This is a genomic window from Citromicrobium bathyomarinum (assembly GCF_021021475.1).
Classification (GTDB): domain Bacteria; phylum Pseudomonadota; class Alphaproteobacteria; order Sphingomonadales; family Sphingomonadaceae; genus Alteriqipengyuania; species Alteriqipengyuania bathyomarina.
On the sequence record NZ_JAINWL010000001.1, the window covers coordinates 129408 to 148977 of the forward strand.

The 19570-nt window shown below is 64.9% G+C and carries 32 protein-coding genes and 1 tRNA gene; 20 read left to right on the top strand and 13 right to left on the bottom strand.

Going from position 1 to position 19570, the window contains the following annotated elements; all coding sequences use genetic code 11:
• Positions 1–120 precede the first annotated feature (120 nt).
• The 3 genes from K7H93_RS00630 to pspF form a co-directional block, all read right to left on the bottom strand.
• A complete protein-coding gene (locus K7H93_RS00630; RefSeq protein ID WP_230781909.1) occupies positions 121–639 on the bottom strand; it encodes a DUF6653 family protein in 519 nt (172 codons plus the stop codon).
• A 5-nt stretch (positions 640–644) separates the two neighbouring features.
• Positions 645–2108: an IMP dehydrogenase gene (gene guaB / locus K7H93_RS00635; protein ID WP_054525777.1), complete on the bottom strand. Its 1464-nt coding sequence runs from the start codon at positions 2106–2108 to the stop codon at positions 645–647.
• A 149-nt stretch (positions 2109–2257) separates the two neighbouring features.
• Positions 2258–3286 carry a phage shock protein operon transcriptional activator gene (pspF, locus tag K7H93_RS00640; RefSeq protein WP_230781911.1) on the bottom strand — a complete coding sequence of 343 codons (1029 nt, stop codon included), beginning with the start codon at positions 3284–3286 and terminating at the stop codon, positions 2258–2260.
• A 164-nt stretch (positions 3287–3450) separates the two neighbouring features.
• On the opposite strand from pspF, the gene K7H93_RS00645 reads away from it, so the two are divergent.
• The 12 genes from K7H93_RS00645 to K7H93_RS00700 all read left to right on the top strand — a co-directional run bounded on the left by K7H93_RS00645 (position 3451) and on the right by K7H93_RS00700 (position 8016).
• On the top strand, positions 3451–3603 hold the full coding sequence (locus K7H93_RS00645; protein WP_197636074.1) for a hypothetical protein: 153 nt from the start codon (positions 3451–3453) through the stop codon (positions 3601–3603).
• On the top strand, positions 3600–4487 hold the full coding sequence (gene pspA / locus K7H93_RS00650; RefSeq protein ID WP_230781913.1) for a phage shock protein PspA: 888 nt from the start codon (positions 3600–3602) through the stop codon (positions 4485–4487). The genes K7H93_RS00645 and pspA overlap by 4 nt, the downstream gene beginning before the upstream one ends.
• 3 nt (positions 4488–4490) lie before the next feature.
• On the top strand, positions 4491–4814 hold the full coding sequence (gene pspB, locus K7H93_RS00655; protein ID WP_230781915.1) for an envelope stress response membrane protein PspB: 324 nt from the start codon (positions 4491–4493) through the stop codon (positions 4812–4814).
• Complete coding sequence (pspC, locus tag K7H93_RS00660; RefSeq protein WP_010237378.1) at positions 4811–5194, top strand: envelope stress response membrane protein PspC; 384 nt, start codon at positions 4811–4813, stop codon at positions 5192–5194. Before pspB ends, pspC begins: the two co-directional genes overlap by 4 nt.
• Before the next feature lie 27 nt (positions 5195–5221).
• Positions 5222–5533 (top strand): hypothetical protein, encoded by a 312-nt coding sequence (locus K7H93_RS00665; protein WP_230781917.1) that lies wholly within the window; start codon positions 5222–5224, stop codon positions 5531–5533.
• Complete coding sequence (locus K7H93_RS00670) at positions 5533–5874, top strand: hypothetical protein (protein WP_054525781.1); 342 nt, start codon at positions 5533–5535, stop codon at positions 5872–5874. Before K7H93_RS00665 ends, K7H93_RS00670 begins: the two co-directional genes overlap by 1 nt.
• Positions 5874–6179 (top strand): hypothetical protein, encoded by a 306-nt coding sequence (locus K7H93_RS00675; RefSeq protein WP_010237370.1) that lies wholly within the window; start codon positions 5874–5876, stop codon positions 6177–6179. The genes K7H93_RS00670 and K7H93_RS00675 overlap by 1 nt, the downstream gene beginning before the upstream one ends.
• Positions 6179–6475 (top strand): hypothetical protein, encoded by a 297-nt coding sequence (locus tag K7H93_RS00680; RefSeq protein WP_230781919.1) that lies wholly within the window; start codon positions 6179–6181, stop codon positions 6473–6475. Before K7H93_RS00675 ends, K7H93_RS00680 begins: the two co-directional genes overlap by 1 nt.
• A 57-nt stretch (positions 6476–6532) precedes the next feature.
• On the top strand, positions 6533–6766 hold the full coding sequence (locus K7H93_RS00685; RefSeq protein WP_010237366.1) for a hypothetical protein: 234 nt from the start codon (positions 6533–6535) through the stop codon (positions 6764–6766).
• The gene (locus tag K7H93_RS00690; protein ID WP_010237364.1) at positions 6763–6939 is read left to right on the top strand and encodes a hypothetical protein; all 177 of its coding nucleotides are present in this window, start codon (positions 6763–6765) and stop codon (positions 6937–6939) included. The genes K7H93_RS00685 and K7H93_RS00690 overlap by 4 nt, the downstream gene beginning before the upstream one ends.
• 190 nt (positions 6940–7129) lie before the next feature.
• Positions 7130–7537 carry a SufE family protein gene (locus tag K7H93_RS00695; protein WP_230781922.1) on the top strand — a complete coding sequence of 136 codons (408 nt, stop codon included), beginning with the start codon at positions 7130–7132 and terminating at the stop codon, positions 7535–7537.
• Complete coding sequence (locus K7H93_RS00700; RefSeq protein ID WP_230781924.1) at positions 7534–8016, top strand: hypothetical protein; 483 nt, start codon at positions 7534–7536, stop codon at positions 8014–8016. The genes K7H93_RS00695 and K7H93_RS00700 overlap by 4 nt, the downstream gene beginning before the upstream one ends.
• A 9-nt stretch (positions 8017–8025) precedes the next feature.
• On the opposite strand, the gene K7H93_RS00705 is transcribed toward K7H93_RS00700, so the two are convergent.
• The 5 genes from K7H93_RS00705 to K7H93_RS00725 all read right to left on the bottom strand — a co-directional run bounded on the left by K7H93_RS00705 (position 8026) and on the right by K7H93_RS00725 (position 11271).
• Entirely contained in the window at positions 8026–8814 is a 789-nt protein-coding gene (locus K7H93_RS00705) for a hypothetical protein (RefSeq protein ID WP_230781927.1), read from the bottom strand.
• A gap of 155 nt (positions 8815–8969) precedes the next feature.
• The gene (locus K7H93_RS00710; protein WP_230781929.1) at positions 8970–9443 is read right to left on the bottom strand and encodes a hypothetical protein; all 474 of its coding nucleotides are present in this window, start codon (positions 9441–9443) and stop codon (positions 8970–8972) included.
• Between the two features lie 18 nt (positions 9444–9461).
• Positions 9462–10001, bottom strand: coding sequence for a sterol desaturase family protein (locus K7H93_RS00715; RefSeq protein WP_230781931.1), 540 nt, complete (start codon positions 9999–10001; stop codon positions 9462–9464).
• 23 nt (positions 10002–10024) lie between these two features.
• Positions 10025–10852, bottom strand: coding sequence for a hypothetical protein (locus tag K7H93_RS00720; protein ID WP_230781933.1), 828 nt, complete (start codon positions 10850–10852; stop codon positions 10025–10027).
• A gap of 17 nt (positions 10853–10869) precedes the next feature.
• Complete coding sequence (locus K7H93_RS00725) at positions 10870–11271, bottom strand: acyl-CoA thioesterase (protein WP_054525785.1); 402 nt, start codon at positions 11269–11271, stop codon at positions 10870–10872.
• Positions 11272–11393: 122 nt separating this feature from the next.
• Between K7H93_RS00725 and K7H93_RS00730 the strand changes: the two genes are divergently transcribed.
• The 6 genes from K7H93_RS00730 to K7H93_RS00755 all read left to right on the top strand — a co-directional run bounded on the left by K7H93_RS00730 (position 11394) and on the right by K7H93_RS00755 (position 14660).
• Complete coding sequence (locus K7H93_RS00730) at positions 11394–11573, top strand: hypothetical protein (protein WP_010237325.1); 180 nt, start codon at positions 11394–11396, stop codon at positions 11571–11573.
• A gap of 38 nt (positions 11574–11611) precedes the next feature.
• The gene (locus K7H93_RS00735) at positions 11612–12613 is read left to right on the top strand and encodes an NADPH:quinone oxidoreductase family protein (protein ID WP_226660477.1); all 1002 of its coding nucleotides are present in this window, start codon (positions 11612–11614) and stop codon (positions 12611–12613) included.
• Between the two features lie 91 nt (positions 12614–12704).
• Complete coding sequence (locus K7H93_RS00740) at positions 12705–13028, top strand: DUF1476 domain-containing protein (RefSeq protein ID WP_010237322.1); 324 nt, start codon at positions 12705–12707, stop codon at positions 13026–13028.
• Between the two features lie 5 nt (positions 13029–13033).
• Positions 13034–13267, top strand: a complete 234-nt coding sequence (locus tag K7H93_RS00745) for a BolA/IbaG family iron-sulfur metabolism protein (RefSeq protein ID WP_010237321.1) — start codon at positions 13034–13036, stop codon at positions 13265–13267.
• A 35-nt stretch (positions 13268–13302) separates the two neighbouring features.
• Entirely contained in the window at positions 13303–13632 is a 330-nt protein-coding gene (gene grxD, locus K7H93_RS00750; protein ID WP_010237320.1) for a Grx4 family monothiol glutaredoxin, read from the top strand.
• Positions 13633–13874: 242 nt separating this feature from the next.
• Entirely contained in the window at positions 13875–14660 is a 786-nt protein-coding gene (locus tag K7H93_RS00755) for an NUDIX hydrolase (RefSeq protein WP_230781935.1), read from the top strand.
• 178 nt (positions 14661–14838) lie between these two features.
• Here the strand turns inward: K7H93_RS00755 and K7H93_RS00760 are convergent.
• Positions 14839–14915, bottom strand: a tRNA-Arg gene (locus K7H93_RS00760).
• Between the two features lie 84 nt (positions 14916–14999).
• The gene (locus K7H93_RS00765; RefSeq protein WP_338080260.1) at positions 15000–15416 is read right to left on the bottom strand and encodes a (deoxy)nucleoside triphosphate pyrophosphohydrolase; all 417 of its coding nucleotides are present in this window, start codon (positions 15414–15416) and stop codon (positions 15000–15002) included.
• A 113-nt stretch (positions 15417–15529) separates the two neighbouring features.
• Between K7H93_RS00765 and K7H93_RS00770 the strand changes: the two genes are divergently transcribed.
• A complete protein-coding gene (locus tag K7H93_RS00770; RefSeq protein WP_010237316.1) occupies positions 15530–15718 on the top strand; it encodes a Flp family type IVb pilin in 189 nt (62 codons plus the stop codon).
• A gap of 110 nt (positions 15719–15828) precedes the next feature.
• Positions 15829–16002: a Flp family type IVb pilin gene (locus tag K7H93_RS00775; protein ID WP_197636053.1), complete on the top strand. Its 174-nt coding sequence runs from the start codon at positions 15829–15831 to the stop codon at positions 16000–16002.
• A gap of 94 nt (positions 16003–16096) precedes the next feature.
• On the opposite strand, the gene K7H93_RS00780 is transcribed toward K7H93_RS00775, so the two are convergent.
• From K7H93_RS00780 to K7H93_RS00790, 3 genes are all read right to left on the bottom strand, one after another.
• Positions 16097–17575: a M48 family metalloprotease gene (locus tag K7H93_RS00780; RefSeq protein WP_230781936.1), complete on the bottom strand. Its 1479-nt coding sequence runs from the start codon at positions 17573–17575 to the stop codon at positions 16097–16099.
• Positions 17576–17704: 129 nt separating this feature from the next.
• Positions 17705–18661, bottom strand: a complete 957-nt coding sequence (locus K7H93_RS00785; RefSeq protein WP_230781937.1) for an acetyl-CoA carboxylase carboxyltransferase subunit alpha — start codon at positions 18659–18661, stop codon at positions 17705–17707.
• Complete coding sequence (locus tag K7H93_RS00790; RefSeq protein ID WP_230783135.1) at positions 18655–19569, bottom strand: tyrosine recombinase; 915 nt, start codon at positions 19567–19569, stop codon at positions 18655–18657. The genes K7H93_RS00785 and K7H93_RS00790 overlap by 7 nt, the downstream gene beginning before the upstream one ends.
• Position 19570: the final 1 nt, after the last annotated feature.

Here is a 19570-nt window from a genome sequence, read left to right on the forward strand (position 1 = left end):
CTGCCCGGAGAAAGGTGAAAAGACGGTGTGGCGGGCGAAGGAATGGACCAGGCTCATGCGCCGTCCATGGCACGCTTGAGTGTCTTTAGGAAAGCGCAACTTGCCTCGCCAAAAACGGGATTAGGATCGCTCCCAGCCCCGATAGGCCAGTTCGGGGTGCGCGACCTTCAGCCGATCGTACAACCGCACCATCTCTCCGATGAAGAACATCTTCCCAGCCACGCTGATGCTCGCACCTGCGATGGTGGCGACCGGGTCGAGCATCCACAGACCGTAAGCCAGCGGGATTAGACCGAGGCCCGCGACGATATTGAAGCCATTGGCGCGCCGGATCGAGATGAGATCATTCGCCAGGTCACGATGCTCGACCAGGGCGCGCTCTCCGAAAACGCCGCGCGACATCCAGCCGCGATCGTCATCGACTGGTGGGAAAAGGCGCGGATTGAGCCACAGCCAAAGCGCTACGGCCGCAAAGGCGAGCACGGCCCACCAACCGATCCACTCCCGGCTCCAGATCGCGACGATGGGCATCGGTATCCCGGTCGCGAAGCGCGACCACGCGCTCCAGGGATTGGCATGACGCGCCCAGCCTTCCTCGTCGAGGCGAAAGGCGTCGGCGACATGCTTTTCGATGGCCATCGCCCCTACCGCGTCGGGTAGTTCGGCGCCTCGCGGGTGATCGCGACGTCGTGGACGTGGCTTTCGGTCAGGCCGGCATTGGTGATCTGGACGAACTGGGCACCCTTGCGCAGATCCTCGATCGTGCGGCTGCCGGTATAGCCCATCGCCGCCTTGATCCCGCCGACCAGCTGGTGAATCACCGCGCTGGCCGGGCCCTTGTACGGCACCTGCCCCTCGATCCCTTCGGGGACCAGCTTCATCGCGGAGACGTCCTGCTGGAAATAGCGGTCGGCGCTGCCGCGCGCCATCGCGCTGACCGAGCCCATGCCGCGATAGCTCTTGAAGCTGCGACCCTGGTATATGAAGGTTTCGCCCGGCGCCTCTTCGGTGCCCGCCAGCATCGAGCCGACCATCACGCAGCTCGCCCCCGCGGCCAGCGCCTTGGCCGCATCGCCGCTGGTGCGCAGGCCACCATCGCCGATCACCGGAACGCCCGATTTCTCGGCTTCCTCGGCAGCGTCCATGATCGCGGTCAGCTGCGGCACGCCCACGCCCGCGACGACGCGCGTGGTGCAGATGGAGCCCGGCCCGATGCCGACCTTTACCGCATCCGCGCCCGCATCGATCAGCGCGCGCGTCGCCTCGGCGGTCGCGACATTGCCCGCGATGATCTGGACCGAGTTGGATATGGTCTTGGCCCGTTCCACCGCCTTGAGCACGTCGCGATTATGGCCGTGCGCGGTGTCGATGATGATGACGTCGACTTCCGCATCGACCAGCGCCTGCGACCGTTCGAAACCCTTGTCGCCGGTGGTGGTCGCCGCGGCGACACGCAGGCGGCCCGCCGCGTCCTTGGTCGCGTTGGGATAGGTCACCGCCTTTTCGATGTCCTTGACCGTGATCAGGCCGATGCAGCGATATTCGTCGTCGACCACGATCAGCTTTTCGATCCGCCGCTGGTGCAGCGTGCGCCGCGCCTCCTCCTGTCCGGTGCCCAGCGGCACGGTGGCAAGGTTGTCGGTGGTCATCAGTTCGCGGATCGGCTGCGCGGGGTTTTCCGCGAAGCGCACGTCGCGGTTGGTCAGGATGCCGACCAGCTTGCCGCCGCGATCGGTCACCGGGATGCCGCTGATGCGATTGGCGCTCATGATCGCCTGCGCTTCGCCCAGAGTCGCGTCGGGATGAATCGTGATCGGGTTGACCACCATCCCGCTTTCGAACCGCTTGACCGCGCGCACCGCAGCGACCTGTTCCTCGATATCGAGATTGCGGTGGAGCACGCCCATCCCGCCCAGCTGGGCCATCGCGATCGCCATGTCCGCCTCGGTCACGGTGTCCATCGCGGAGGAGATGACCGGGATGTTGAGCGCGATCTCGCGCGTCAGCCGGGTGCGCGTGTCGGCCATGCTGGGCAGCACCTCGCTCGCGGCGGGGCGCAGCAGCACGTCATCGAAGGTCAGGGCGAGGGGGATTTCCTTGAAGGCCACGGGGGGGCACCTTTCGCAAGCTGGTCTGCGATTTCGAGCCCCGGCCTATTGGCGGGCGACTCGGAGAATCGCGGGAGGTTCAAACCACTGTCTTGCAGGCGGCCCTTAGCGAGCCTGTCGGCAATCCGCCAGTGGGCGCAGAGCAACTATCAGCCGCCCTCTTCCATCAACCCGTGCTTCTTGATGCAATGGCGCAGCTGATCGTAGCTGAGCCCCAGCGCCTTGGCGGTCTGCCGCTGGTTCCAGCGATGCTTGCCCAGCGCATGTTCCACGATCGCGCGTTCGTGGCTGTCGACCGCGGCGCGCAGGTCCGCAATATCGTCGAAATCGAGGCGCTGCGCGGGTTGTGGCGCGGCCCCGGCACCATCCTCGCGGCGGGCGGGTGCGGGCGTGGAGGCCGGCTTCCACGGGCTGTCGAACGGATCGTACACGATATGGGCGACCGGGCGTTCGGGATCGTCCCAGCGATAGATCGCGCGTTCGACCACGTTGCGAAGTTCGCGCACATTGCCGGGCCAGGCGTATTCCTCCAGCTCTGCCTGGACATGCTCGGCATAGCCCGGCCACGCGCTCCACCCCAGCTCGGCCGCCATGCGCCGCCCGAAATAGTCGGCCAGCACCAGCACATCGCCCTCGCGCGCGCGCAGCGGCGGCAGGGTGATCACCTCGAAACTGAGCCTGTCGAGCAGGTCGGCGCGAAACTCGCCCCGCTCCGCCTTCGCGGGCAGATCCTCGTTGGTCGCGGCGACGATCCGGCAATCGACCCTGATCGGGCGGCTGGAGCCGATCCGGGTGACCTCACCATATTCGACCGCACGCAGCAGCCGCTCCTGTGCGGCCATCGAGAGCGTCGCGAGTTCGTCGAGGAACAGCGTGCCGCCGTCGGCCTCCTCGAACCGGCCCTGGCGGGTGCGGGTTGCGCCGGTGAAAGCGCCCGCTTCGTGGCCGAACAGCTCGGCCTCGATCAGCGTTTCGGGCAGTGCGGCGCAGTTCATGGTAATCAGCGGCTCGCCCCAGCGCGGGGACAGGCGGTGGAGACGCTCGGCAATCAGTTCCTTGCCCGTGCCGCGTTCGCCGATGACCAGCACCGGGCGCTGCAGCGCGGCCGCGCGGCTGGTCCGCTCGACCGCATCGAGGAAGGCGAGCGATTGCCCGACGAACTGGTTCTCCCGCTCCATACGCCGCAATATAGTGCCACAGCCCAAGCCTTGGCAATTATTCCCAACATGCTGTTCGTCGAATTTCGCGAGATCGTCGGAAAACCGCGCTTTTCCAAACTTGGCACGCCGGTTGCAAAGTATCGGGCAACAGATCGAAACCAACCCGGCAGGAGGCCACTGACATGCCCGACCAGACCCAATCGCAGCGCCACATCGGCAAGGCCGTGCTGGTCACCATCCTCGGCATCGGGGCGCTCGTCCTGCTGAATCCGCAGTCCAACGATGCGCCGCACGTGGGCAGCGGGTATGTGGTACAGGTGGTGGAAATCGCATGACCGACCACACCGATCCCCCCGGCCGCGACCGCCGCCTCTCGCGCCTCGACGCCGAGATGGAGCAGTTGCGCCGCAGCCCGACCCCGACGCAGGGCGGCCGGTCGAGCGCCGAACGCGCTGCCGACTGGACAAACCCGGACAAGGTCAACGAGAAGCTCAACACCTTCATCTCATACGGAGCACCCTTCATGGGCATCTTCAGCCGCACCCGCGACATCATCGCGGCCAATTTCAACGAAATGCTGGATAAGGCAGACGACCCGTCGAAGATGATCCGGATGATCATCCTCGAAATGGAGGAAACCCTGGTCGAGGTCCGCGCCAGTGCTGCGCGCACCATCGCCGACCAGAAGGAAATGCACCGCCATACGGTCAAGCTGGACAAGCTGCAGGCCGACTGGGGCGAGAAGGCGCAGCTCGCGCTGAGCAAGGATCGCGAAGACCTCGCCCGCGCCGCGCTGGTCGAGCGCAAGAAGGCCGCCGACATGAGCGAACAGCTCAAGGCGGAAATCAGCGTGCTCGACGACTCGCTGCGGGCTTACGAGGAAGACATCCATAAGCTGCAGAGCCGCCTGCGCGAAGCGCGCAGCCGCCAGTCGCAGATCGCGGCCCGGCTCGAAAGCGCGGAAAACCGCGTGAAGCTGCGCAGCCTGATGACGACCGAGCGGGTCGACGAGGCGCTGACCCGCTTCGACGCGCTCGAGCGCCGGGTCGATTACGCGGAAGGCCGCGCCGACCAGCTCAAGATGGAAAGCGAGAGCGGCAAGCTGTCGCTGTCCGACGAAATCGCCGCCCTCGAAGGATCGGACAAGGTCGACGAGGAACTGGAAGAAATGAAACGCGCGCTCGGCAAGGGAGCCGACGACGCGAAGAAGGGGAATTGAGCCATGGAAGGGATCTTTTTGCCGATCATCATCTGCAGCATTCTCTTTATCGGGCTGCCGTGGCTGATCTTCCACTACATCACCAAGTGGAAGACCGCCGGAGGCGGCATCACCACCGATGACGAGGCCCTGCTGGAAGAGCTCTACGCGCTCACCAAGCGGCTCGACGACCGGATGGATACGGTCGAGCGACTGGTCGCCCACGACCACGCCGACTTCAAGCCCGCCCGCCTGATCGCCGACAACAAGGCCGACAACGAGGAACTCGACGAACTGGAAGCGCTGCTCGCCCGCAAGCGCGCCGAACACAGGGAGACCCGCGCATGAACACGTCCCGCACCACGCTCTACAAGGACAAGCACAACGCCAAGCTGATGGGCGTCTGCGCAGGGCTCGCCGACTATACCGGGATCGATGCGCTGTGGTGGCGGCTCGCCTGGGCGGTTTCGACCATCGCCGGTGCCGCCCCGGTTACCCTGCCCGCCTACCTCATCATGGGCCTGCTGCTGAACCACAAGCCCGAGCAGTTCTACACCGCCGACCGGCAGGAGCAGAAATATTGGCAGGGCGTGCGTGCCAATCCGAAGCGCACCGCGCGGGAAATCCGCGGCAAGCTGCGCGAGATCGACCGTCGCCTGGCGAATGTGGAGGAGCACTATGTGAGCTCCAACCCGCGCCTCGACGCCGAGATCGAACGCCTGCGCTGACACCAACCGAATTAGGGGAGATTACCAATGGGAGAACTGATCGGCCTTGCTGCGGTCGTACTGATCTTCGGCATCCCACTGCTCGCGATATGGACGTCGCACCAGCAAAAGATCGCCAAGATGCAGGTCGAATCCACCGCCGAGACCACCGCGGAAAAGGCCGCGCAATACGCGACCCAGATCCAGCGGCTCGAAGACCGGGTCCAGGTGCTCGAACGGATCGTGACCGATCGCGGATACGACGTCGCCACCCAGATCGAAGCGCTGCGTGACAGCCGCTCGGTCGAAGATCGCGACAGCGGCGTGCCGCTGACCTCCGGTTCGCGGGAGCGTGCGTGATGGGTGATTTCTTCAGCGGCCCGGGCATGATCGTCGCCATCATCGCGCTGACCACCGGCGGATGGCTGATCAACAACTGGATTCGCGCCAAGCATGGCTACGATCTGGAAGACGAATGGGGCGGCAAGACCTCCCGCGCGGACAGGTCCGCCGAACTGGACGGACTGCGCGGCGAAAACGCCAAGCTGGTCGAGCGCCTCAATGCGCACGAAGACCGGCTCAAGGTGCTCGAACGCATCGTGACCGACCGCGGCTATTCGCTGTCCGACGAGATCGAAGCCCTGCGCCATGATGACAGCAGCGGAGTGCCGCTGAACACCGGCAAGAAGGAACGCGTCTGATGCCTTTCGAAGTGACCGATGAAGTAATCGTCCTGGTCGGCATGGCCGTTGTCGCAGCCTGGGTGCTGACCACCTGGATGCGGATCAAGCACGGCTATCCGCTCGAAAACAGCTGGGGCAAGGCGGTCTATCCCAAGGACAGCGAAGAGCGCGTGAAGCTGCTGACGCAGGAAAACGCCCAGCTGCGCGCCGAACTGGGATCGATCAAGGACCGGCTCGGCAATGTCGAGCGGATCGTGACCGATAGCGGCTATCACCTGACCCACGAGATCGAGACGCTGCGCGAGAAGCAGGAGACCAACTGATGAGTTTCTGGAGCGCCGTCGTCCTGATCGTGCTGATCGGTGCGGTCGCCAGTGTCCTGCGATCGCGGAACAATGCCGCAAACGGCATTACGGAGGACATGATGGGCAATCAGTCGATCACTCACCGGCCCGATCCCGCACCGCAGGCCGACGAGGAGGCCCAGCGCGAGATTTCCGCGCTGAAGGAGCGGATCGCGGTGCTCGAACGCATTGCCTACGACAAGAACACCAGTACCGCGCGCGAGCGGGAGCGGATTTCCGCCGAGATCGACGCGCTGCGCGACAACCAGGACTGACGCCGCCCCTGATTTTACCGGGCGCCCCAACGAGAGCACGACAGGAGGATTGAAGTTATGGAGCCGACACTCGTCATTGCCGCCACCTCGCTTCTCGGCCTCGGGCTGGTCGCTGCCGCGCTGCTGCGCGCATGGGAAGGCTGGCTGGCGCTCAAGCGCCGCGAGCTGGACGCGATCGCCGCCGGACACGACGCGGGCGAGGAGACGCGCGGCGCGGGCCGCATCGCGCTCGCCGACCTGCGCGAACGCATCCGCAAGCTGGAAGCCATCGCGAACGGAATGGACCTGTGAGCGGCGCGAAAAGCCAGGCCGCACAGGCCGGCATCGGCCTCGGCAGCGCGATCGCGGTCGCAATCTCGTGGTCGCTCCACAAGTCGATCGTATGGGCGATCATCCACGGCTTTCTCAGCTGGTTCTACGTGATCTACTACGCGCTCACCCGGCCCGGCGGGCTGAGCGGATAATATCCCTCTCCCCGTTCGGGGAGAGGATAGCGCAGATTGCTCCGCAAGGAGCTAGCGAAGCTTGGAGAGGGGCCCTGCCCCTCGCCAACACGGCACCCCCCTCTCCAACTGCGACCGCGACGCCTTACGGCGCCGGGTCTGCGTATCCTCTCCCCTTGAGGGGAGAGGGTTTATCGCTACATGCGACCGCATGCGCAGCCTCGACGACATCCGCGAAGAATACGAATTTCTCGAAGGGGACGAACGCTATCGTCTGCTGATCGAGCTGGGCCGCGATCTGGAAGAGATGCCCGCCGCGCTCAAGACCGACGCCACGCTGGTGCGGGGCTGTTCTGCGGCGGTATGGGTCTATCCCACAGGGGAAGGCGACAAGCTGCATTTTCTGGCGGACAGCAACGCAGCGATCACCAAGGGGATCGTCGCGCTGGTGATCGCCGCCGTGCAGGACCGCCCGGCCGCCGAAGTTGCGCAGATGGACGTGACCGCCGCGCTCGAACCCTTCGATCTGAAAAACCAGCTTTCCAGCAACCGGACGCAAGGGGTGCCCAACATGATCGCGCTGGTTCAGGAACACGCACAAAGGATTGCCGCGCAATGACCCGCATGCTGTTCGCCATTGCCGGGGCCCTCGCGCTGGCCGCGTGCGGCTCTGGCCAGGATGCCTATTCCCCCTCCCCCGGCAGCGATTCGGGCGACGGTTCCGCCGCCGGCGAGACCGCGCAGCAATTGCCCTTCGGCTTCAGGCTGTTCCCCGACGCGCGCGTGCTCAACAGTTTCCAGCAGGGGCTGACCGTCACCATTGGCTCCGACGCAAGCCAGCAGGAAATCGCCGAGTTCTACGAAAGCGAACTCGAACGGCTCGGCTGGAGCGAGGTGTCGCAAAGGGGCGGCGAGGAAAGCGCGACCATCATGCTGGAAGGCCGCGACCCGACCCGGCCCGGCAAGGTGCTGGGCGTAGGGATCACCCGCAGCGGCGAAGGTGCGGACCAGACCGCGCTCAGCTTCATCGAATCCGATGTGCCGGTTGCCCCCGAGCCGCCGCCGGAAGAGCCGCTCGACCCGCTGGCGGAAGGCTAGCGCGCCGGCTTAGCGCCGATCGGTATAGTCGATCCGGATACGCACCCAGCTGCCGACCAGCGACTTGCCGCCGCGCCGTGGCGGGCGCACGCGGAACTGCCATGCAGCGGCCAGGACGGCACGGTTGATCATCGATCCTTGCGGATATTCGCTGAGCGGTACGCAGTCGACCACGCGGAATTCGGGCGCGGTCTTGCACGCGATCAGGCCCCAGCCTGGGCCGGATGCGGTGGAGAGATAGCCCGCCAGCTCGCTGTCGTCCGGCTCGCGATACCAGCGCGCTGCGTAGAGCGGCTGCCCATCGGGCGCGGTGCCGACCACTTCGGAATCCGCGACGCCCGACCGCGAACCAGTGTCGACCGGCCCATACACCTGCTTGGGCGCAGCGGGCTGCGCCGGGCGCGCAGGTTGGCTGGGCGTTGGTAGCTGGAACGGGCTTGGAATGACGGGCTGCGGCACCGGCTGGGTCGGCGGCACGACATCGGGCTGCACCGCCTCGGGTCGCTCGATTTGCGGGTCCGAAGGCTCGGTGCGCTGCTCGAACTGCGGGGCGCTCTCGCTCGGCTTTTGCTCGGCCTGTTCGCTCTCATCCGGGGAATCGTCCTGCGCCTTCAGGTCGACCACGGTGAGGCTGCCCGGCGCCGCGTCCGGCTCGTCGTGAATATTCAGGGTAAGCAGGACGATCAGCAGGATCGCCTCGATCAGCAACGCGGCGATCAGCCCAACCACCCGCCGCCCACGCTCGCTGCGCAAGGGCTCGAACAGCGGGTGGTCGCGAAGGGACTGTGCTTGGGGCAACGGGCCTCGGGGGAAGGAGCCGGGCGAAAGTCGCAGGCCGGGGCGACTGGATAGGTTTCCTGCGCCGGAGGGGCAAGCGCGTAAGCGTGTTCGATATGGCTCCGAGGCGAGAGCACGCTGCGCGAATTCCGTAGGGTCAATCTACGGATTGCGAGCTACTCCGAGGTCAACAAGGAATTAGCAGATGGTTGAATTTTGTACCGTCTCAAGAGTTGCTCTAAAGAGTAGCAATAATCTGGATTCCTATGAATTTCCCGCAAGACCAGAAGCATACGAAACAGATCGGGGCCAATCTTTCGCACCGTATCTCCATGCAGACCCTCGAGGAGCCGATACATTTTTCGCCCGAATATCGGAATCTTGGCGTGAGCAATGATGTAAAACGACACCCGGTCATATCCTACGCACAAGCGAGCTGCGTCGGTCTTTTCAATGACACCCTTCTCATAAAACTGGCGCCTGATACGGCGCACATCTTCAGCTCCGATCTCCTCGATAATGCTTTTAAATAGAGTGATCTGATACTGACGCGCAGTTACGTATAATGCGCTGCTTGCAATCAGTATTGTAACCCAGGGTGCTGCCGCCCCCAATCCTGAAAAAAGCCAAAGAAACTCTGTGAGTTGCAAATCCGCCACCTCAAGGAGTTAGCCCCCAGCGCTCTCGCGCACCACCGCCTCGCCCGCTTCGCGCTGGCGTTTGAGTTCCGCCTTCAGCTTGGCCGGGTCCTGCGGCCAGACGAAGCCGAAGCTCACCCCGCCCTCCTTGCCGATGGTCGCGTGGTGCAGCTTGTGCGCCTGCACCAGCCGCTTGGCGTAGCCGCGCTTGGGCACGTATTTGAAGTAGCGCTGGTGGACGAGCCCGTCGTGCACCAGCGTGTAGATGATCCCGTAGCCAAGGATGCCGAGCCCGATCCACGTCGCGGGCGGCCAGGCATAGTCACCCGCAACCAGCGGGCTGCCGAGCATGAACATCGAAATGCTCATCCCCGCGCCGACCACGCCATACAGGTCGTTCTTCTCGAAGCGGTTATTATGCGGCTCGTGATGGTCGCGATGCCAGCCCCAGCCCCAGCCGTGCATGATGTACTTGTGGCTCGCCCACGCGACCCATTCCATGAAGGCGATGGTCGCGATGACGATTGCGATGGGGATCAGCACCTGCATGGGACCGATGTAGTCCAGCATTTATCGAAATGCGAGCGCGAGGCTCACTCCTCCGGATCGATCAACCGAGCGCGCGGCTGTCCGCCGCTGACTTCCACCGCCCAGGTACGCTTCGGTTCGATCGTGCTCACGAAGATCGGCAGACCGCCAGCGAACACTGAAAACACGTGAATCTCGGTCGGCACGGGGTCGAGAATGTGGACGATCCCCACAGCTGCGGGCGTCTTCCCGTCAGCGCCGCCCTGCGCCGTCGGCAGATCGATGCAGCTTTTCGAGAACGCCCGCTGGTCCACCAGTTCACCGCCGCGAACCTCGTACCGGTAATGGCCACCCAGCGGCATGGCGGAGAGCGATTCCTGCGGGGTCAGCCAGTAGACATAGACGCTGCTGTCACCCTTCCCGGTGGGCATCACCACCGAGTTGAAAGGCTTGGCGCTGCACCGGTCGACGTCCTTGGGAAATGCAATCTGGCGCGCCTTCACAAGCGCGGACTGCGCCTGGTCGAGTGCAGGCGCATTGTCGGGGTGAAGCGTGCGCGAAGACACGCCATCTGCGGAATAATCGGCCGAATAGACCGGGAAGAACGCATCCGCGCGCTGCCGCCAATAGATGACGCGCAAACCGTCCCCGACCGGCTCGACGATCCACCCGCCGATCGTGCGGAGCCGATCCTCGGGCACGTCTTCCAGCATCGTGTCGGTGGTATGCCACGCCGCCCGATCATACTGGTACAGCGTCAGGCCGCGATTGAGAGCGCCTTGCAGCGCCTCGCGTTCCGCATCCGAAACCCCCGGCATTGCGGGCTCTTGAGCGGCCAGTGGTGAGAGCGTCGCTGCGAACAGAAGCACAGCCGCGAAAACGAACCGCATCATGCTCCCCCGGCTACAACCTATTCCGAAGGCGGGAAAAAGTGACGGGCGATCTCTTCGCCGATGCGTGCGGGGCGCAGGCTCTTGGCGTCGATGCAGCACCAGCTGGACTTGACCTCGGCCAGCACTTCCCCACCCCGTTCGATCACGGTGTGGTAGAATGCGCGGGCACCGCGCGTGCTTTCCAGCACGGTGCGCGCGATCACGTCATCTTCGAGGAAGGCGGGCTTGCGGTAAGTTATCTCGTGCTTGAGCGCGACCCACGCACGCTCCGCCACGGCTTCCGCAGGCGCGAATTTCTGCCAGTGCGCCAGAACGGCGTCCTGCACCCAGCCGAGATAGCGCGCGTTGTTCACGTGCCCCATGAAGTCGATATCGGAGGGCTGGATATCGATAGGATGAGCATATGGCTTTGCTGACATAACTGTAAGTTAGCCCCTAATGCCTTACATTACCATGACCGGAGCGTGCTTTCGGCAGGATTTTTTCCAGCCCGTGCCCGCGCGGCTTGCAACGATTTGGCGGCCCATGCACTAGGACAGGCATGAGCAAGAGCAACAAGAGCCTGACCGGCGTCGCCATCGCGACCGGTGCCGCCATCGGATCCGCCGCTATCGCCGCCGCCCTGCTATACGCGGGCAAGCGCCGCAAATCGGGCGATGGAGAGGCTGAGCCCAAGCAGCTGCCGCCGATCCCCTCGGGCGAAGATCCGCAGACAGACTGATCCAACGCAATTAGCCAGAAACTGGGAGGAGAGACCCGATGAAAGCCGTGCTTACCAAGGAAGTGGGCGGGCCCGAAACGCTCGTCGTGGAACAGATCGATGCAGTGCAGCCCGGCAAGGGCGAGGTGCTGGTCGATATTGCCGCGTGCGCGATCAATTTCCCCGACACGCTGATGATCCGCGACATGTACCAGTTCAAGCCGGAGCGCCCCTATTCGCCAGGCGGCGAGATTTCGGGCACGATTTCCGCCGTGGGTGACGGCGTTGACGGCTGGCAGGTCGGCGACCGCGTGCTCGCAGGTATCGGCAGCGGCGGCCTGCGCGAACAGGTCGCGATCGACGCCGCCAAGCTGTTCAAGGTGCCCGAAGGGGTCGATCTGGTCGAAGCCTCCGCGCTGCTGATGACCTACGGCACCATGATCCACGCGCTCAAGGATCGCGGCGACATCAAGCCCGGCGATACCGTGCTGGTGCTCGGCGCGGCAGGCGGCGTTGGCCTTGCCTCGATCGAGCTGGCCAAGGCCTATGGTGCGCGGGTGGTCGCGGCAGTTTCGAGCGATGAGAAAGCCAAGGTCGCCAAGGATGCAGGCGCGGACGAAACCGTGGTCTATCCGCGCGCGCCGTTCGACAAGGACCAGTCCAAGGCGCTAGCTGGCGCGTTCAAGGAAGCGGTCGGTGCGAATGGCGCCGACATCGTGGTCGATATCGTCGGCGGCGACTATTCCGAACCCGCGCTGCGCTCCATCGCCTGGGAAGGCCGCTTCCTGGTGATCGGCTTCCCCGCAGGGATCGCGAAAATGCCGCTCAACCTAACCCTGCTCAAGAGTTGTGACATTCGCGGTGTCTTCTGGGGTGCGTTCGCCGCGCGCGAACCGCAGCGCAATGCGCAGAACATCGCCGAGCTGTTCGAGATGTGGAAGGACGGCAAGATCGCCCCTCAGGTGAGCGAGACCTTCAGCCTCGACGATGCGGCCCGTGCGATCGAGAAGCTCGAGAACCGGCAGGCCATCGGCAAGCTGGTGGTGGTAATGGACAAATAGCAGCTCGCTTGCGGCTTCGGTCGCCCGCGACTATCTGCGAGACAAGATCTCCGGCCCCTGAGGGGGCGCTTATCAACAGGCAACGACACACATGACCAGCTTCAAGGATCGGGAACGCGGCGAGGAAGCCAAGTACGCGTTCGATGAGGAAACCTCTTTCAAGATCGCCGCGCGGCGCAACCGGCTGCTCGGCGAGTGGGCCGCCGACCTCATGAATCTGACCGAGGAAGAGGCCGACAGCTACAAGAAGGCTGTCGTTCAGGCCGATTTCGAGGAAGCGGGCGAAGAAGACGTGATCCGCAAGGTTCTCGGCGATCTCACCGCAGCCAGCTGCGATGTCGACGAAGCCGCAGTGCGCGCCAAGCTCGCCGAGTGCGAAGTCGAGGCACGCCGCCAGCTGATCAGCGGGACGTAAGCGTCATGCCGATGGCAGCCGACGAAATCGAAGCGATGATCAAGGACGCGCTGCCCGGTGCCGAGGTCGAGATGCGAGACCTTGCCGGGGATAACGACCATTGGGCAGCCAAGGTCGTCGCGCCCCAATTCGCGGGGAAAAGCCGCGTTCAGCAGCATAAGCTGGTGTACGAGGCGCTCGACGGGAAGATGGGCGGCGTGCTCCACGCCTTGCAACTGACCACCGAGCCTCCCAAGTGACCCCCAAGAGCTAAAGCAAACGGCGGTTTACAATCATGGCAGATACCAAAGAACGCATCTCCGGCATTGTCGGTGAAAACGAGGTCGTCCTCTTCATGAAGGGCACGCCTCTGTTCCCCCAGTGCGGCTTTTCCAGCCGCGCGGTTCACATCCTCGATCATTGCGGCGTGACGTATGAAAGCGTCGACGTGCTGCAGGACATGGAAATCCGCCAGGGGATCAAGGCCTATTCCGACTGGCCGACCATCCCCCAGCTTTATGTGAAGGGCGAGTTCGTGGGCGGCAGCGACATCATGACCGAGATGTTCGAAGCCGGCGAACTCCAGCAGATGTTCACCGACAAGGGCGTGAAGACGGCCGATTGAGCCGGCATGACCTGCCATTCGGCGGGCCGCGCCTGTCGGCGCACCATATGGAAAACTTCGGGGAGGCGGGGCCGGGAGACCATCGGCCCCGCCTCTTGTACGAAGTACAGGGACGCATATTCCTATGCACCTCCCGTGCCAGTTTTACCCGATGCAGCCCGCCTGCGGCATGCGGTGGTTAACGCATTTGGCACCACCAGGGGGATTGTAAGAAATCCCGACAGCAGGTTAGGCAACGGATCATGGCTGGCAGCGTAGAACAAGATGCCCCGCGCGATGGCATCCCCGCCGCAACGGTGGTGATCTTCCGCCATGCGCCCGATGGCGGCGCGCCGCAGATCCTGATGCAGGTTCGCTCGCGCTCGCTCGCCTTTGCGGGCGGCATGGCGGTGTTTCCCGGCGGCCGCGTCGACCCCAGCGATTACGACCTCGCGCGTGAGGCCGGCTACGTCGACATCGATGAAGCCGCGCACCAGATCGCCGCGATCCGCGAAACGCTGGAGGAAACCGGCCTTGCACTGGGCCTGCGCGGCACGATCGACGCACAATCCGCTGCCGAGGCGCGCGCAATCCTGCTGGAAGAGAAAAGCCTCCTTGCGGTGCTGGAGCGCATGGGCTGGAGCATCGCGCTCAACGATCTCGTCCCCTTCGCGCGCTGGTTTCCAAAGAACGAGCGCCTGCCCCGCATTTTCGACACGCGCTTCTATATCGCCGATCTGGGCACCGGCGCGGTCGATATCGCGGTCGATGCGCAGGAGAACACTCGCCTGTTCTGGACCAGCGCGCGCGATGCGCTGGCAGGTGCCGATCGCGGCGAGATCGACGTCATCTTTCCCACCCGCCGCAACCTTGAGCGGCTGGCGCAGTTCGACGATTTCGGTCAGGCTAGGGAGCACGCACAGACGACGCCGCTCCCCACGATCGTCCCATGGATCGAAGAACGGCCGGAAGGCCGCAGCCTGTGCATTCCAGAGGGTTGCGGCTATCCCGTGACCTCCGTTCCGCTGGACGACGCCAAACGGGGCTGAGGCTCGTTAGAGCGCGGGCCCTCACGCTCTTACAGAACATTCCTGAAAGCTTGCCGCAGGCCTGCGGTTGCCGGCGCACCCTGCGCAGCGGCTAACGGTGCCATGCCGCGCAGCGCAGCCTCAATCGGCACCAATCAAAAAAGGCCCAGTTCCGGTGAAGGAACTGGGCCTTTTTTAATGGCGCGCCCGAAAGGATTCGAACCTCTGACCCCCAGATTCGTAGTCTGGTGCTCTATCCAGCTGAGCTACGGGCGCCCGTGAGGCGCCGCACATAGCAGGGCAGACCGGCTTGGCAATGGTTTTGTGACGAAAATCCGGAATGTTTTCCCACAGGGCGGGTCAGACGAACAATTGCGCGGCGAGAACCCGGTCGAGAGGCGGCATGGCGAGCCCCTCGATCTCGCCCCGTGTACACCAGCGCCACTGCCCTCCTTCGCGCGAGGTGGCCTCCCCCGTCCACGCAGGACAGCGGAACAGCAGCAGGAGGATCGGGCGGCCACCGTCGCACTGCGCAGGGTCCTGAGCGGCAAAGCCCGCCTCGACCATCTGCGCCGGATCGACCTCCAGCCCGCACTCCTCTGCAATCTCGCGCACCAGCGCCGCACGGGCGCCCTCGCCCGCCTCGATCTTGCCGCCGGGAAATTCCCACAGGCCGCCATGCGCCTTGTCCTCGGGCCGACGGTGCATCAGCCACCGACCCTCCTGCGGACCGATCGCGGCAGCCACTACGGGCAGGTATGTCGGAATATTTGCCACCTTGGTGCCCTGCTTTACGGTGCCTTAACCCTGGTGCGCCATGAATGCGCCTATTCTCGGCTCAATGCGAGCGGAGGGTGTGCTCGAAAGCACATATTCGTGGGGGCTGCACAATGAACCGCTTCTGGTACCGGCTGACCCGCGACGAACGTGGCGCAACCGCAGTGGAATACGGCCTGATCCTCGCACTCGTGTTCCTCGCGATGGTCGGCGCGATCGGCACCTTTTCCGACGGTGTAATCGGCACGTGGGACACCGTGCGCACGACCTCGGCCGACGCGGTCGCCCGCAGCGACAGCTAAACCGCGCGCTCTTAGCTCTTTTTCAACGAATGATCCCTAGACCGGCACCTGCTCTTTCCAAGGGGACGTGGGCAGAGCCGGGTAACGAAGACGATAACAGGAGACCGATCATGAAATTCTTCCGTGAACTGATGAATGACGACCAGGGCGCGACCGCCATCGAATATGGCCTTATCGCAGCCCTTATCGCCGTCGCCGCGATCACCGCGATGGGCAGCCTCGGCAACCAGCTGAGCAACACCTTCACGACCGTGTCGACCGACATGGCGCCGAAGGCCAACTAAGCCTTCTTGCGAAAGCGAACAGACAAAGGAAACGGCGGGGAGCGATCCCCGCCGTTTTCTTTTGTGCGCTGCATATCTGCGGCCACGGACTCGCTCAGCGCCCGCGCACCACCAGCTTGACCTGCTGCCCGGCCTGCAGCCCTTCATTGCTATCCAGCGCATTGAGCACCCGGAAGCGCGCCTCCTGCCCGGTGCTGTAAGCCATCCGGCGCGAGAGCGAGGCAACCGTATCGCCACGCTGCACGGTGACCACATCGATCACCCGCGGGACCACCTGGTTCGCCTCTGCCGTGCTGATCCGGCGGAAGGATTCGAACATCGGGGTAAACACGCCCGACCGGCCCGCCGGCGCGATCGCCTGGTAATAGTAGGTCTGCCCGCCGCCCATGTCGTAGGCAAACACCATAACATCCAGCTGGTTGCCGCCCGAATTGGCGCGCGCGATCCCGTAGGCTGCAGGCAACCCGTTGACCGTGGTGGTCTGGATCTGCGGACTGATCGACTGGCCCTGCCCGGCGAGCGACTGGAACGCGCGGCTGACGAACTGCGTCAGACTGCCGCTCGACTGCGCGACCCGCAGCTCCGCCTGGCCCGACTGGCCGTTGATCGAGACCGAGTCCGACCCGTTGACCAGATAGAAGCCCTGCGGCGCGGTGAAGGCGAAGCGCAGGTCGGGATGGATGAACTCGCGCCCTTCGACCACGCCCTGCGACGGGTCGTCGCCATAGGTCAGCCCGTCGATATTGCGCAGGAAGACATCGCGGTTGAGCGTGGTGCCCGGCAGGCCCGCCGCCATCGTCGCCGCATCGCGCACGCGCGACGCAGGGTCCGGGTGGGTGGAGGCCCATTCGGGCAGGTTGGCATTATCGCGCCCTTGCAACTGCGCATCGAGCGCGGACTGACGCGCAAGGCTTTCGAGCACGGTGCTCATCGCCATCGGATCATAGCCCGCCTGCGAGAGGTAGCGCACGCCGAGCTGGTCCGCCTGTTCTTCCTGCGAGCGCGAGAAGCTGAGCGTCAGCAGCTGCGAGCCCTGCAAGGCCGCGCGCCCCAGCGTGGAGCCGAGCTGGCTGTCGCCGAGCAGGATCCCAGAGAGGATCGCCCCCGCCGCGCCGAGCAGCGTGTTCTGCTGCTGCGTCTGCTGGCGGCGCTGCGCATGGCGCGCGGCAACGTGGCCGACCTCGTGCCCCATCACGCCCGCCAGCTCCGCCTCGTTGTTCATCAGCGTGACCAGCTGGCGGGTGGTGTAGACATAGCCGCCGGTGGTCGCGAAGGCATTGTTGACCGAACTGTTGAGCAGGGTGACGGTGAACGCGTCCGGCGTGCGCGCCAGACCCGATTCTACCGCGATCCGCTGGCCAACGCCGCGCACGTAATTGGCGGTGTTGCCCTGCATCGCGCCGCCGAATTCCTGCAGGATCTGCGTATGATATTCACGCCCCTGCTGCGCCTCGCTCTGCGTGATCGGGGTGTTGGCAGAAGGGATGTTGCCCCCGCCAACGCCAGCGCAGCCGGACAGGCCGAACGCAATGGCAATGGGCGAAACGAGTGCGAGCGTCTTGCGGCGGATCATGCGGTATTCTCTCCCCTGTCGGTGGCATGTCGCGCGTGCGCTGGGTGCGCTCACGCGAGTTAACTGCCTCAACTTTCAGGGTTGCCGCACGGTTCCCGGTCGCCCGCTGGCCAACCAGACCCGTCCGCGTCAGGTACCGATGGCGAGGAAGCGGTCCGCGCGCCGTTCCTGCAGATAGGTGACGTCCTGCCGCGCAAGTGTGGTCAGTTCGTCGTCGATCGTGTCGGCAAGATTGCGGATCGCGGTTTTGGGGTCGCGATGCGCGCCGCCGACCGGTTCGGGCACGATCCGGTCGATCACCCCCAGTTCCTTCAGATCCTGCGCGGTCACCTTCATCGCCTCGGCAGCGTCGGCAGCCTTTTCGGCGGTGCGCCACAGGATCGAGGCGCAGCCTTCGGGCGAGATCACGGAATAGATCGCATGTTCGAACATCAGCACCCGTTCCGCGCTGGCCAGCGCCACCGCGCCGCCGGAGCCGCCCTCGCCCACGATCGTCGCGACCATCGGCACCGGCAGCGCAAGGCACGCCTCGGTCGAACGGGCGATCGCTTCGGCCTGGCCGCGCTCTTCCGCCTCGATCCCCGGGAACGCGCCCGAGGTATCGACCAGCGTGACCACCGGCAGGCCGAATCGCCCGGCAAGGTCCATCAGGCGGATCGCCTTGCGATAGCCTTCCGGCTTGCCCATCCCGAAATTGTGCTTGATCCGGCTCTGCGTGTCGTGGCCCTTCTCGTGCCCGATCAGCATCACCGAGCGCCCGCGCAGAGTCGCGAAGCCGCCGATGATCGCGTGATCCTCACCGAAATAGCGATCTCCGCCGAGCGGCATGAAGTCGGTGAAGGCGTGTTCCACATAGTTGCGGAAATGCGGGCGCTGCGGGTGGCGCGCGACCTGCGTCTTCTGCCACGGGCTGAGCGAGGCGTAGAGCCCCTTGAGCATGTCCGCGCTCTTCGCCTCGAGCTTGGCAAGCTCGTCGCCCATGTCGATCTGATCGCCCCCGTCGGCACCCTGATTGGCGGCGCGAAGTTCGGCGATCTGCGCCTGCAGCTGGGCCACAGGCTTCTCGAAATCCAGAAAAGTCAGCATTCGCGGCTGCTATCCCCCTGTCGCCCGCCGCGCAAGCGCCCTTGATCGGCAAGCGGGTGCCTTTCGTTCACCAGCGCGACCAGCCGGGCGGATTCGACATGGGTATAAATCTGCGTGGTCGCGATGTCCGCATGGCCCAATAGCGTCTGCAAAGCGCGCAAATCCGCCCCACCCTCGAGCAGGTGCGTGGCAAAGGCATGGCGCAGCACGTGCGGGCTGATCTTCGCGGGGTCGATTCCCGACCGCTCGGCAAGCGCCTTGAGCAATTGATACAGGCGGATGCGGGTGAGGTGCTTGCCGCGCGAGGGGAACAGCCATGGCGACCCTTCGGGGCGCACCGCCAACCAGCGCGACAGCACGGCGCGCGCGCGGGTGCCCAGCGGCACCAGCCGTTCCTTGCCGCCCTTGCCGGTGATGGTCAGAAAAGGCGCATCGCGCGGCACCGCGGAGAGCGGCAGGGTGACCAGCTCGCTCGCGCGCAGGCCCGATCCATAGAGCAGTTCGATCATCGCCAGCAGGCGCAGCGCGGCCGGATCGCCCTCCTCCGCCTCGCGCTCGGCCTGCGCGAACAGCGCCTCGACCTGCGAATGGCCGAGTATCTTGGGGAGCGAGCGGCGCTTCGTCGGGCTCGGCAGTGCGGCGGAAGGGTTGTCGTTTCGCAGCCCCTCGTCTTCCAGAAAGCCGAAGAACTGGCGCAGCGCCGAAGCTTTGCGCGCTACGGTCGCGGGCGCGAGATCGGCCCAGGCCGCGCCCAGCCGGCCAAGGTCGGTGCGGGTGGCATCCTCCAGCGGGCCGACGATCCCCGCCGCGCCTTCCAGATCGCGGCGATAGGCGGCCAGCGTGTTGGCCGCCGCGCCGCGATCGACCGCCAGTGCGGCAAGGAAATCCTCTATCGCCCGCGCGCCCATG